The organism is Ancylobacter sp. G4_0304 (assembly GCF_047501495.1).
Lineage (GTDB): Bacteria > Pseudomonadota > Alphaproteobacteria > Rhizobiales > Xanthobacteraceae > Ancylobacter.
In genome coordinates this window covers 22,729-35,687 of sequence record NZ_JAZDRM010000002.1, presented here as the reverse complement: position 1 = coordinate 35,687, position 12,959 = coordinate 22,729, and the positions used below count along the sequence as shown (strand labels likewise).

The 12,959-nt window shown below is 67.9% G+C and carries 12 protein-coding genes; 7 read left to right on the top strand and 5 right to left on the bottom strand.

Annotated features, from left to right (window positions below; all coding sequences use genetic code 11):
- Positions 1-40 precede the first annotated feature (40 nt).
- Genes VRZ77_RS01425 through VRZ77_RS01415 form a run of 3 tightly spaced genes read left to right on the top strand, consistent with a single transcriptional unit; the run spans position 41 to position 4,033 of the window.
- Complete coding sequence (locus VRZ77_RS01425; RefSeq protein WP_414590931.1) at positions 41-922, top strand: Ku protein; 882 nt, start codon at positions 41-43, stop codon at positions 920-922.
- A 6-nt stretch (positions 923-928) separates the two neighbouring features.
- Entirely contained in the window at positions 929-3,448 is a 2,520-nt protein-coding gene (gene ligD / locus VRZ77_RS01420; RefSeq protein WP_414590930.1) for a DNA ligase D, read from the top strand.
- 15 nt (positions 3,449-3,463) lie between these two features.
- Complete coding sequence (locus VRZ77_RS01415) at positions 3,464-4,033, top strand: MgtC/SapB family protein (protein WP_414590929.1); 570 nt, start codon at positions 3,464-3,466, stop codon at positions 4,031-4,033.
- A 40-nt stretch (positions 4,034-4,073) separates the two neighbouring features.
- Here the strand turns inward: VRZ77_RS01415 and VRZ77_RS01410 are convergent, their stop codons facing one another.
- Positions 4,074-4,883, bottom strand: a complete 810-nt coding sequence (locus VRZ77_RS01410) for a Ku protein (protein ID WP_414590928.1) — start codon at positions 4,881-4,883, stop codon at positions 4,074-4,076.
- 229 nt (positions 4,884-5,112) lie between these two features.
- Here VRZ77_RS01410 and VRZ77_RS01405 point away from each other — a divergent pair, with 229 nt between their 5' ends.
- Entirely contained in the window at positions 5,113-6,447 is a 1,335-nt protein-coding gene (locus VRZ77_RS01405; RefSeq protein ID WP_414590927.1) for a PQQ-dependent sugar dehydrogenase, read from the top strand.
- Positions 6,448-6,515: 68 nt separating this feature from the next.
- Here the strand turns inward: VRZ77_RS01405 and VRZ77_RS01400 are convergent, their stop codons facing one another.
- The 4 genes from VRZ77_RS01400 to VRZ77_RS01385 form a co-directional block, all read right to left on the bottom strand.
- The gene (locus tag VRZ77_RS01400) at positions 6,516-6,743 is read right to left on the bottom strand and encodes a DUF1127 domain-containing protein (RefSeq protein WP_414590926.1); all 228 of its coding nucleotides are present in this window, start codon (positions 6,741-6,743) and stop codon (positions 6,516-6,518) included.
- 252 nt (positions 6,744-6,995) lie between these two features.
- Complete coding sequence (locus VRZ77_RS01395) at positions 6,996-7,811, bottom strand: ATP-binding cassette domain-containing protein (RefSeq protein WP_414590925.1); 816 nt, start codon at positions 7,809-7,811, stop codon at positions 6,996-6,998.
- Positions 7,808-8,908, bottom strand: coding sequence for an ABC transporter permease (locus VRZ77_RS01390; protein ID WP_414590924.1), 1,101 nt, complete (start codon positions 8,906-8,908; stop codon positions 7,808-7,810). Before VRZ77_RS01390 ends, VRZ77_RS01395 begins: the two co-directional genes overlap by 4 nt.
- A 122-nt stretch (positions 8,909-9,030) precedes the next feature.
- Positions 9,031-10,071 (bottom strand): sugar ABC transporter substrate-binding protein, encoded by a 1,041-nt coding sequence (locus VRZ77_RS01385; RefSeq protein ID WP_414590923.1) that lies wholly within the window; start codon positions 10,069-10,071, stop codon positions 9,031-9,033.
- A gap of 217 nt (positions 10,072-10,288) precedes the next feature.
- On the opposite strand from VRZ77_RS01385, the gene VRZ77_RS01380 reads away from it, so the two are divergent.
- The 3 genes from VRZ77_RS01380 to VRZ77_RS01370 are packed head-to-tail and all read left to right on the top strand — an operon-like array spanning position 10,289 to position 12,957.
- On the top strand, positions 10,289-11,533 hold the full coding sequence (locus VRZ77_RS01380; RefSeq protein WP_414590922.1) for an ROK family transcriptional regulator: 1,245 nt from the start codon (positions 10,289-10,291) through the stop codon (positions 11,531-11,533).
- A 3-nt stretch (positions 11,534-11,536) separates the two neighbouring features.
- Positions 11,537-11,980 (top strand): RbsD/FucU family protein, encoded by a 444-nt coding sequence (locus VRZ77_RS01375; protein WP_414590921.1) that lies wholly within the window; start codon positions 11,537-11,539, stop codon positions 11,978-11,980.
- A complete protein-coding gene (locus VRZ77_RS01370) occupies positions 11,977-12,957 on the top strand; it encodes a carbohydrate kinase family protein (protein WP_414590920.1) in 981 nt (326 codons plus the stop codon). Before VRZ77_RS01375 ends, VRZ77_RS01370 begins: the two co-directional genes overlap by 4 nt.
- Positions 12,958-12,959: the final 2 nt, after the last annotated feature.

Below are 12,959 nucleotides of genomic sequence, written 5' to 3'. Positions count from 1 at the left end.
TGCTTATCGATGCGCCGAATGCTGACCGGAGAGTACGGGCATGGCCCCTCGCGCCACATGGAAAGGCTATCTCAAGCTCGGCGAGCTGGTGAGCGCGGTCGCGCTCCACACCGCCGTGTCCACCAGCGAGCGGGTCAGCCTAGCCATGGTGAACCGCCGCACCGGGCACCGGCTGCTGCGCCGGCTCGTCGATCCCGAGACCGGCGAGGAGGTGGAGCGCGAGGCGCAGGTGAAGGGCTACGAGATCGCGTCCGACGAGTATATCGTCCTCGACGCCGAGGAAGTCACGGCGGCCACCCCGGATGGCGACAAGACCCTGCATATCGAGGCGTTCATCGCCTGCGGCGAGGTCGATGACCTCTATTTCGACCGCTCCTATTTCCTGCGGCCGGTGGACGAGATTTCCGAAGCGACCTTCACGGTGATCCGCGACGGCATGCGCCGGAAGAAGGTTGCGGCGGTGGCGACCGCCGTGCTGTTCCGCCGGCCGCGCAGCCTGCTGATCCGCGCCTATGACGAGGGCATCGTCGCCACCACGCTGAACCACGACTATGAGGTGCGCTCGGCCGCCGAGGCGTTCGATGGCGTGAAGGACATCAAGATCGCCGGCGAGATGCTTGATCTTGCCAAGCATATCATCACAACCAAGGCCGGCACCTTCCAGCCCGAGAGCTTCGACGACAAGTACGACGCGGCACTCGCCGAGCTGGTGCGCGCCAAGATCGAGGGCCGCAAGATCAAGCCGCCCAAGGAACCGGCGCGCGGCAAGGTGGTCGACCTGATGGAAGCCCTGCGGCAGAGCGCCGGGGTGAAGGACGGGGACGGCAAAAAAGCGGCGGCGGGCAAAGGGCGTTCCAAGGCAAGCTCAAAGCCGCGATCAAGCCGGACCAAGGCTGCCACGCCGGCGCGCAAGGCGGGATAGCGCGCCATGCCGCTCGATCTCTATCGTCGCAAGCGCGATTTCTCGGTGACCTCGGAGCCGAGCGGGCAGGAAGCCGGCACGGCCGGCAACGCCTATCTCATCCAGAAGCACGCGGCGCGCCGGCTGCATTACGACCTGCGGCTGGAGATGGACGGCGTTCTCAAGAGCTGGGCGGTGACGCGGGGCCCCAGCCTCGACCCCGGCGAGAAGCGGCTCGCGGTTCATGTCGAGGACCACCCGCTGGACTATGGCGACTTCGAGGGCACCATCCCCAAAGGCCAGTATGGCGGCGGCACGGTGATGCTGTGGGATCGCGGCGGCTGGACCCCGATCGGCGATCCCCATGCCGGCTACGCGAAGGGGCATCTGGAGTTCGAGCTGCATGGCGAGAAGCTCAGCGGCCGCTGGCATCTGGTCCGCATGGCGAAGCGGCGTGGCGAGAAGGCCGATAACTGGCTGCTGATCAAGGGTGAGGACGAGGCGGCCCGGCCCGACGACGCCGCCGACATCCTCGACAAACGCCCGGAATCGGTGAAGACCGGGCGCAGCATGGACGAGATCACCGAAGACGCGCCGCCCCATAAAGCGGCGAAGACCAGCCCGGGGCGGCCCAAGCGCGCCGGCCGGGTAAAGGCCGCGACCGCGCCGGCCGAACCACTGCCGGAGTTCGTGCCGCCGCAGCTCGCCAGCCTCGGTGCGAAGGCGCCGGCCGGCAAGGGCTGGACGCATGAGATCAAGTTCGACGGCTACCGGCTGCAGGCCCGCATCGACAAATCCGCTTCGCCGGCCGCGCGGGTGCGGCTGTTCACGCGCTCCGGGCTCGACTGGACCGGGCGCTTCGGCACGGCGATCCGGGATGCCCTTCTGGCATTGCCGGTTGAAACCGCGCTGATCGACGGCGAGCTCGTGGTGGAGGGCGACGGCGGCGCCTCCAATTTTTCGCTGCTGCAGGAGGACCTCGCCGAGGAGCGGCGCGACCGCTTCGTGTTCTACGTGTTCGACCTTCTCCATCTCAATGGCCGTGATTTTCGCGCGCGTCCGCTGACCGAGCGGCAGGCCGCGCTGGCGGGGCTCATGGCGGGCGCAGAACTGCCGCTGCGGCTCAGCGAACCTTTCGAGGTCGATGGCGCCACCATGCTGCGCCATGCCTGCCGGTTAAGCCTGGAAGGGCTGGTCTCGAAGCGCGCCAGCGCGCCTTACCGTTCCGGCCGCAGCAAGGACTGGATCAAGTCGAAATGCGCGTTCCGGCAGGAATTCGTCATTGGCGGCTATGTGCCCTCGACCGCGCAGAAGGGCGCGATCGGCTCTCTGGTGCTTGGCGTTTACGAGCAGGGCAAGCTGCGCCATGTCGGGCGGGTCGGCACCGGCTTCTCGCAGCGTGTGGCGCGGGAGCTGCACCAAAGTCTCGCCCCGCTCCGGCGCGAGCGCAGCCCCTTTGCCGGCACGCTCTCGGCGGAGGAGCGTCGCGGCGCCGTCTTCGTCGCGCCGGAGCTGGTCGCCGAGGTCGAGTTTCGCGGCTGGACCGGCGATCAGCACCTGCGCCATGCTGCGTTTCGCGGGCTCAGGGAGGACAAGCCGGCCCGCGAGATCGTCCGGGAGGATGCGGCATTGGGCGAGGATGGGGGCAAGCCGGCGCCCGCGCCGCGCAGCGCAGTGAAGCTGACCCATGCCGACCGGCTGTACTGGCCGGAGGACGGCATCACCAAGCAGGGGCTGGTCGACTATTACGCGCAGGTCTGGCGCTTCATCGCCCAGTTCATCGTCGCCCGCCCGCTCGCTTTGCTGCGTTGCCCGGACGGTATCGCCAAAGCCTGCTTCTTCCAGAAACATGCCTGGCGCGGCATCAACCGCGCGATCAAGGTGCGCAAGGACCGCGATGGCGAGGAACTGCTGACCATCGATGATTTCGACGGGCTCGTGGCGCTGGCGCAGGCGGGCGCGCTGGAAATCCACCCCTGGGGCGCCCCGCTCGCCGGGCTGGAGAAGCCCGACACGCTGATCTTCGACCTCGACCCCGGAGAGAACGTGACCTGGCCGGAGATGATCGCCGGGGCGCGCGAGGTGCGGGCGCGGCTGGAGGCGGTGGGCCTTCCCTGCTTCGTGAAGACCTCCGGCGGCAAGGGGCTGCACGTCGTGGTGCCGCTCAAGCCCAAGGCCGACTGGACGCAGGCCAAGGCCTTCGCCAAGGACATCGCCGACGCCATGGCGGCTGACGACCCCGACGGTTTCATCGCGGTGGCAACCAAGGCGCGGCGTCGCGGCCGCATCTTCGTGGACTATCTGCGCAATGGGCGCGGCGCGACCGCGATCACCGCCTATGGCACCCGGGCGCGGCCGGGTGCGGCGGTGTCGATGCCGGTCGGCTGGGATGAACTCGACGAGATCACCGGCGCCGCGCAGTTCACCATCGACAACGCGCCGGTGCGGCTCGTCAATCTCGCCGCCGATCCGTGGAGCGGATTTCGCGAGGCCGCCGTGCCGCTGCCGGCACTCGGCGGTCGGCGCACCCGGTCCCGGGCGCGATGATCTGGAGGAACAACGATGGATATTCTCTCCTCCGGCGACCTTGAAGCCCTGCTGCGGCTGCTCACCGCCGTGGCTTGCGGCATGCTGATCGGCGTCAACCGCGATCTGCGCGGCAAGCCGACCGGCATGCGCACACTCGGCCTCGTCTGCATGGGCGCAGCGCTGATTTCGCTCACCGCGATACGGGTCGATGGAATCGCCGGCCATCCAGACGCCACCAGCCGCGTGGTGCAGGGCATCGTGCAGGGGGTGATGGCCGGCATCGGATTCCTCGGCGCCGGCGTCGTGCTGCGCAACCATCGCGAGATGGAGGTTCACGGGCTCACCACAGCGGCCTCGGTCTGGGTGACGGCCGCGCTCGGCGTCGCCTGCGCCATCGCCTCCTGGCACCTCATCGTGCTTGGGCTGGTGGTGACGCTGGTGCTGCTGGCGCTCGTCCTGCCGCTGGAGCGGTTCGTCGAGCATCGCGCAGAGAACGCGGCCAAAGCCGATGCGAAGGCGCGCACCGGCGGCGGTTCGAGGCGCGATCTGGCGGAGGACGAGGAGACGGCACTCGGCGGCGACAAGACACCCGACGCGGGTTAGCGCCCTTGCCGTTTTGACGCGCTCATGACCGAGTACGGTTCTAGCGCTTCGCCCGCGAACCCTTCCCTTCCGCCGCGAGGCTTTTCTTCAACGCGTCCATGATGTTGACCACATTGGTCGGGGTCTCTGCGGTCGGACGCCGGCGCGATTTCGCGGGAGGCCGCTTTTTCTTTTTCGCCTCGATCAGCGCGCGCAGATTGTCCTGCATCGGATCCCGCACCAACTCGTCATCCCACTGACGGGTGCGGCGGTCGATCAGCCGGGAGATCAGCGTGAGGAGTTCCGGGTCGGGCTCGCCGTCAATCTCCTCGAAGTAAGGCTCGGGCGCCCGCAGCTCGTCGGCATAATGCAGGGTCCACAGCACGATGCCGCGCCCGCGCGGCTCCAGCATCACCGGCCGCTCGCGGCGATAGAGCACGAGGCGCGACAGGCCAACGGTTTTGGTCGCGGCCATCGCCTCGCGGATGACGGCATAGGCCTCCTCCCCCACCGGATCGTCCGGGGTCAGGAAATGCGGCTTGTCGTACCAGAGCCAGCCGACGCTATCGGCGGGGACGAAGCGTTCGATCTCGATGGTACGGGTGCTCTTCAGCGCCACGGCGCGCAGTTCGTCCTCCTCCAACACCACGAACTGGCCGCTGTCGCGCTCATAGCCGCGCGCCTGATCGTCGTCGTCGACCTTGCTGCCGCTCTCGGCATCGACATAGACCGCCTCGACCCGGTTGCCGGTCGCCTTGTTCAAGGTGTGGAAGCGGATCTTCTCGGATTCGGTCGTCGCGGGAGCCATGGCCACCGGACAGGTGACCAGCGAGAGCTTGAGATAGCCCTTCCAGAAACTGTGCGTCGCCATCGCTGCTCTCCCGCCGTTGCTTTCAGCCCTCCAGACAATCGACGAGACGCGGCGGTGTTCCACGACGCACTGAAGCGAGGCGAACCATCCGCCTGCCCGGACGTTCACCCCTCATCACATGCGTGACCGGCCGGACAGGCAAGCGAGACGTGCTGCCCGTGGCCGGCGCGCGCCAGCAACCATGAGGCACGCCATGTCGATGATCGCGATCCAGAAGGGAGCCCGGCGGATGGCCCTTCTCAGCGTCCCGCTTCTCGCTCTCTCCATCGCCGGCTGCGACCGCGGTCAGGACCTTCCCGAAAGCGCCGGCTATGGACCCGATCCGCAACTGCCGGAGCCGGCCTCCTCCTGGATTCCCACGCTCAAGGTGGCTGATGCCGTCGGCTGGAAAGAGGGAGCGCGGCCGACGCCCGCCGCCGGCATGGATGTGGTTGCCTTCGCCTCTGGCCTCGCCCATCCGCGCTGGGTCTACGAACTGCCGAACGGTGACGTTCTGGTTGCCGAATCCGATGCGCCGCCCAAGCCCGAGGAAGCCTCCGGTGGCATTCGCGGCTGGGTTCAGGGCTTCTTCATGAAGCGCGCGGGCTCGCAGACGCCAAGCGCCAACCGCATCTCGCTGTTGCGCGACGCTGACGGCGACGGCGTGGCGGAAACCAAGAGCGCGTTCCTGGAGAACCTGCATTCGCCCTTCGGCATGGCGCTGGTCGACAACCAGCTCTACGTCGCCAATGCCGACGCCATCCTGCGCTTTCCCTATGAGGAAGGTGCGACGCGGATCACCGCGCCGGGCGAGAAGCTCGCCGACCTGCCGGCCGGGCGCAACCATCACTGGACCAAGAGCCTTCTCGCCAGCCCCGACGGAACCAAGCTCTATGTGGGTGTCGGCTCCAATTCAAATGTCGGCGAGAACGGCATGGAGGAAGAGCAAAACCGTGCCGCCGTGCTGGAGGTCGACGTGGCGAGCGGCGCCTCGCGCGTGTTCGCCTCCGGCCTGCGCAACCCGGTCGGCATCGACTGGAATCCGGCCAATGGCGAACTATGGGTCTCGGTGAACGAGCGCGACGAGATCGGCGACGACCTGGTGCCCGACTATATGACCTCGGTGAAGGAAGGCGCCTTCTATGGCTGGCCCTATTCCTATTACGGCCAGCATGTCGACGAACGCATCCAGCCGCAAAAGCCCGAACTCGTCGCCAAAGCGATCAAGCCGGACTATGCGCTGGGCAGCCATACGGCCTCGCTCGGCCTGACATTCGTCGACACGCCCGCCTTCGGGGAGCGCTTCGTGAACGGCGCGATCATCGGCCAGCACGGCTCGTGGAACCGCAGCAGGCCGGTAGGCTACCGCGTGATCTTCGTGCCCTTTGCGGAGGGCAAGCCTTCCGGGCCGCCGGAAGAACTGCTCACCGGCTTCCTGGACGCCGACGGCAATGCGCAGGGGCGGCCCGTTGGCGTGCTCGTCGACCGACGCGGCGGGCTGCTTGTTGCCGATGACGTCGGCGGCGTGGTCTGGCGCATCAGCAACCGCAACGCGGCGGGGGCGAACGGCAACCCGACCAACTGAGCGGGCGCCTGCTTGCCGGCAAAGCCCGCCTACGACGGCAGGCGCGCTATGATCGGCGCGCCGCCGGCTCAGGCCGCGCGCGGGAAACGCACGTGCTGCGGAAGCGTGACAACGGGAGCGGTCTCGGCGACCTGATCGGCGGCCTGCTGCGCGATGGTCGGAATGTCGTGGCGGCTGATGCCGAGATCGGCAAGATCGCGATCCGTGAAGGCGGAAAGCTCGTCGGTGACCTGGCTGTAGGCGCGGCGACGCTCAAAGGCCGTCCGCAAGGCGATGCCGATCTGTTGGATCTGCATGATGTTTTCTCCTCACTTGGCCATGCTGCAGAGCAGCAAGGACGGGAGAAGCATAGTGTGCGATGCAGCATCGCAGTAGCGCGAAATCCGCGCCGGAGCTATGCGGGATCGTCAGACGACAAAGAACCGCCGACCCCTTGTGCGGAAGGGGCCGGCGGAAGTGGACCCAGCATCTCGGGAGGGTCATCCGAAGACAGCGCGCGGCGCGCCGTCGAACCTTGTGCGATCCTCTGAGGACGTTTTCGCATGGCCTCAGGCCGCTAGTTCCTCCGCCGGGGCCTTGGCGCCGGTCATGAAGGCCACCGCATCGGACATGGTGTGATCCTTCGGATTGATGACGCAGAGCCGCCGGCCGAGCCGGTGAATATGGATGCGGTCCGCGATCTCGAACACATGCGGCATGTTGTGGCTGATCAGCACGATCGGCAGGCCGCGCGCGCGGACGTCGAGGATCAGCTCCAGCACCCGCCGCGATTCCTTCACGCCCAGCGCCGCGGTCGGCTCGTCCATGATCACCACGCGCGAGCCGAAAGCGGCTGCACGCGCCACCGCCACGCCCTGCCGCTGGCCGCCGGAGAGCGTCTCCACCGGCTGGTTGATGCTCTGCACCGTCATCAGCCCGAGCTCGGAAAGCTTGTCGCGGGCGATCTTCTGCATGGCCGGCCGATCAAGCATGCGGAACACCGAGCCGAGCACGCCCGGCCGGCGCATCTCGCGGCCGAGGAACATGTTATCGGCGATGGACAGGCTGGGCGACAGCGCCAGCGACTGGTGCACCGTCTCGATGCCCGCCCGCTGGGCGTCCATCGGCGAGGAGAACCTCGTCACCTCGCCGTCGAGCCGGATTTCGCCCTCGTCAGGGATCAGGGCACCGGAGAGCGCCTTGATCAGTGAGGATTTGCCGGCGCCGTTGTCGCCGATCACCGCGAGGATTTCGCCGGGATAGAGGTCGAAATCGGCCTGGTCCATGGCGGTCACCCGCCCATAGCGCTTGACGAGGCCGCGCGCGGACAGCACCGGGGTGACGGAAGCGGGCTTCAGTCCGGTAAGCGTGGATTGCGTACTCATGCCGACACCTTGCGGATCCACTGGTCGAGGGCGACCGCGACGATGATGAGGATGCCGACGGTGAATTCCTGCCACAGCACGTCGACGCCGGAGAGCGCGAGGCCGTTTCGGAACACGCCGACAATGAGCGCGCCGATGAGCGTCCCGATGATCGAGCCGCGTCCGCCGAACAGGCTGGCGCCGCCGATCACCACCGCGGTGATGCTGTCGAGATTGGCGGTCTGGCCGGCCTGCGGGCTCACCGAGCCAATGCGCCCGATCAGCGCCCAGGCGCCGAGCGCGCAGATGACGCCCGCCGCCACATAGACCGTGAACAGCACCTTGCGGGTGCGGATGCCGGCGAGCTCGGCGGCGGCGGGGTCGTCGCCGACCGCGTAGAGGTGCCGGCCGAAGGCGGTGCGGTTCAGCACGTACCAGACCAGCGCGACCAGCCCCAGCAGGAAGAAGGAGCCATAGGTGAAGCGCGCGCCGAACACGTCGACCGGCGTACCGAGAAGCTGCAGGAACGGCGCCGCCTTGGCGACGTCCTGCGAGCGAATGGTCTCGGAAGCCGAGTACCAGAGATTCAGCGCGAAGAAGATCGACCAGGTGCCCAGCGTGACGATGAAGGGCGGCAGCTTCAGCCGCGTCACCAGCACGCCGTTGATGGCGCCGCAGCCCCCGCCCACGGCGATGCCGGCCATGAAAGCCACCGGAGCCGGCAGGCCCATCGTCACCGCCAGCTTGCCCATCACCACCGAGCACAGCACCATGATGGCGCCGACCGACAGGTCGATGCCCGCGGTGATGACGATCAGCGTCTGGGCGATGCCGATGATGCCGATGATCGTCACCTGCTGGATGATCAGCGACAGGTTGAACGACGACAGGAAACGGCCGCCCACGATGAGGCTGAAGCCAAGGATGCCGAGCAGCAGCACGATGGCCGGCACCGCGGTCGGGTTGGCGTGCAGGAAGTGCTGCACGCGCTGCAGCGGCGATTTGGGGGTGACGTCGAACTCGGCGACGCGGCTGTCGCGCTTTTCGAGCACCTGCTCGAAGACCTGCTTCGTCGGGCGGCCCGGAGGGGGCGCGCCGGCACTGCTCACATCGCTCATCGCCATATCCTCCCGCAAACCGGCTTCACGCTGGCGCGCCGCAAGGCCGGGAGAGACGCCGGGCGCCTCTCTGTTAATTCACATGGACGATCCGTGCCGCCGGGATGCGGCGGGAAGCGGGCTCAGCCCCAGCACTTCTTCAGCCCTTCGGCGGAAGGAGCCGACTTCAGCCCGTCGACCGGCTTGTCGGTGATCAGCTCGACGCCGGTGTTGACGAAGTCGAGGCCGGGCGTGGCCTGCGGCTTGGCGCCGGTCTTGGCGTATTCGAACACGGCCTCGACGCCCTTCGACGCCATCAGCAGCGGGAACTGCATCGAGGTGGCGCCGATGACGCCATCGGCGACGTTGCGCACACCGGGGCAGCCGCCGTCGACCGAGACGATCAGCACGTCCTTGTCGCGGCCGACCGACTTGAGCGCCTCATAGGCGCCGGCGGCGGCCGGCTCGTTGATGGTGTAGACCACCGAGACTTCGGGATCCTTCTGGAGCAGGTTCTCCATCGCCTTGCGTCCGCCCTCCTCATTGCCGAGAGTGACGTCGTGGCCGACGATGCGCGGGTCTTTCTCGTCGCCGATCACCGCCGGATTGGCGAGATCAATGCCGAAGCCCTTCAGGAAGCCCTGGTCACGGGCGACGTCGACCGAGATCTGGTTCACGTTGAGGTCCAGCAGCGCGATCTTGGCGCTGCTGGCCTTCTCGCCGAGCACCTTGGCCGCCCACTGGCCGACATACTGACCGGCGAGGAAATTATCGGTGGCGAAGGTGGCATCGGCCGCGCTCGCCGGATCGAGCGGCGTATCGAGCGCGATCACCAGAATGCCGGCGGCGCGGGCCTTTTCGATCGAGGGCACGATGGCGCGGCTGTCATTGGGCGTGATCAGGATGCCCTTGGCGCCAGCGGCGATGAGGTTCTCCACCGCCGCGACCTGCGAGTCGTTATCGCCGTCGACCTTGCCCGCGAAGGAGCGCAGCTCCATGCCGAGCTCGTTGGCCTTGGCCTGCGCGCCCTCCTTCATCTTCACGAAGAAAGGGTTGGTGTTGGTCTTGGTGATGATGCCGACGACCGGCTTGTCGGCAGCGGCGGCTCCCGCGAGCGACGCGGTGGCGAGCGCAATCGCAGAGGCGGCCGAGAAAATGACGTGACGGCGGAATGAGCGGCGCATTCTTCCCTCCCTTGGGACGATGATGTGACGCACGGGTTAAGCCCGCGACATGTTGTTTGACGCCTTCATGAAGCCGCAGCACCGGACGTCTGTCAATAAATAAATCATGCGGATTTAATTATTGACTCAACGGCTCTTCCTGACGCATGTTTCTGGCGGTAAGCATGCCCGATCAACGTGGCGGCGCGAGAACAAATCGGTGAGGAGCACGAGGAGCATGGACGATAGCGCGTCCTTTCCGATTCCGGAGAGCGTCTCCCCGCCGACCTCCCCCGCCGGCCGCGGCACCAACCAGACCGGCGTGCGGCTGTATAATGAGCGGCTGATCCTCTCGCTGATCCGCCATCACCGGGCGCTCGGCAAGGTGGATATCTCCCGCCTCACCGGCCTCTCCATCCAGACCACCACGGTGATCATGAACCGGCTGCAGGCGGACGGCCTGCTGCTCGCCGGCGAACGCCAGCGCGGGCGGATCGGCCAGCCCTCGGTGCCGTTCTCGCTCAATCCCGATGGCGCCTTCGGGCTCGGGCTGATGATCGGCCGGCGCTCCTCCGATCTGGTGCTGATGGACTTCACCGCCGGGATCCGCGCCCGCGCCCGCCTGACCTATGCCTATCCATTGCCACAGACGCTGATGGAGTTCGCGGAACGGGAAATTCCCCGGCTGACCGCCGTGCTCACCGATGAGCAGCGCGCGCGCGTCACCGGGATCGGCGTCGCCATGCCGTTCGAGCTGTGGAACTGGGAAGCCGACCTCGAAACCCAGCCCGGCGCGCTCGCCATCTGGCGGACCTTCGACGTCACCCGGGAGCTGGAACGGAGGTTCCCGGACTGGCCGGTGCGGATGTGCAATGACGCCACCTCCGCCTGCGCCGCCGAGCTCACCTTCGGCCGCGGCGCGGCGTTCCACGACTTCGCCTATCTCTATATCGGTACCTTCATCGGCGGCGGCGTCGTGCTGAATGGCAGCCTGTTCCCCGGCCGCTCGGGCAATGCCGGCGCGCTCGGCTCCATGCCGATCCTGCGGCGCGAGGCGGACGGCACCGCGAGCCTCCAGCAACTGATCCGCACCGCCTCCATCTACCGGCTGGAGCGGCGGCTGATCGCCCGCGGCCTGCCCGGCACCGATATCTGGCTGTCGCCTGACGACTGGTCGAAATTCGCCGAACCGCTCGATGAGTGGATGGACGAGGCGGCGGACGGGCTCGCCCAGGCGATCGCCGCCATGCTGTCGGTGATCGATTTCGAGGCCATCGTCATCGACGGCGCCTTTCCCACCGATGTGCGGGCCCGCCTCGTCGAACGCACGCGCCGCCGCTTTGCCGCCATCGACCGGCAGGGTCTCACCGATGCCGTGGTGGTGGAGGGCTCGGTCGGACGCGACGCCCGCGCCATCGGCGGCGCGGCGCTGCCGATGCTCGCCACCTTCGCCCGCGATTTCGACGTGCTCTTCAAGGACTAGACCATGCTCAAGGGGATCGACCCGCTGATCGGCCCGGATCTGCTGAAGACGCTCCGGGCCATGGGCCATGGCGACGAGATCGCCATCGTCGACGCCAATTACCCGGCCGACGCCCATGCCCGGCGCCTCGTCCGCATGGACGGGCACTCCGCGCCGGCGATCCTCGACGCCTTGCTCTCGCTGATGCCGCTCGATGCCGCGGTCGAGGACGCCGCCTTTCGCCCCTGCGCCTTTGGCGATTGCGGGCGAATGGAGCCGGTGTTTGCCGAGTTTACCGAGGTGATCGCCCGTCGCGAGCCCGGCTTCGCGCTGGTGCCGATCCCCGGCGAGCCGTTCTACGACCGGGTGCGCGCCGCCTATGCCATCATCGCCTCAGGCGAGCGGCGGCTCTACGGAAACATCATCCTGCGCAAGGGCGTGATTCAGCCCGAAGGGAACGCCTCATGATCCTGGTCTGCGGGGAAGCGCTGATCGACCTGTTCGTCGGCCCGCCGGAGGGCACGGAGATGCCGGCCCGCGCGGTTGCCGGCGGCTCACCCTTCAACGTCGCCATCGGCCTCGCCCGGCTGGGCGCGCGCTCCGCCTTCCTCGGCGGCATCTCGCGCGACCGCTTCGGCGTGCTGCTCGCCGACATTCTTGAGCGCGAGGGCGTCGACACCCGCTTCATCGTGCGCACCGACCGGCTCTCCACCCTCTCGGCCATCGCCACCGCCCCGGACGGGCAGCCGCGCTACTCCTTCCACGGCGAGTTGGCCGCCGACCGCTCGCTGGCCGCGGAGGACCTGCCGGACCATCTGCCGGACGAGGTGCGCGCCCTCACCTTCGGCTCCTACACCATGGTGGTGGAGCCGGTCGGCTCCGCCTACGCCATGCTGGCCGAGCGCGAGAAGGGACGCCGGGTGATCAGTGTCGATCCCAATGTGCGGCCGACCGTGGTCTCCGACATGAAGCGCTGGAGTGCCGCCGCCGCGCGCTTCTACCGCTGCGCCACCATCGTCAAGGCGAGCGACGAGGACGTGCACGCCGCGTTCGGCGCGGATGCCTCGCTCGCCGATGTCGCCGCCTACTGGCTCGGCTACGGCGCCCGGCTGGTGGTGATCACCCGCGGCGCCGAAGGCGCAGTGGCGTTCGGTGCCACGGGCGCGGTCGAGGTGCCGGGCCGCAAGGTGAGCGTGCGCGACACCGTCGGCGCCGGCGACACGTTCCACGCTGCCTTGCTCGCCCGACTTGCCGCCACCGGCCGGCTCGACGAGGCCGCCATCGCCGCGCTCGACCGCGAGGCGCTCGGCGACCTGCTCGCCTATGCCACGGCGGCCGCCTCGGTGACCATTACCCGCCGGGGCGCCGACCTGCCGCACTGTGCCGACGTCGAGGCCGTGCTGGCGCAGGATGCCGCCGCGCCGAGTCTCTCCAGAGCGATCTGACG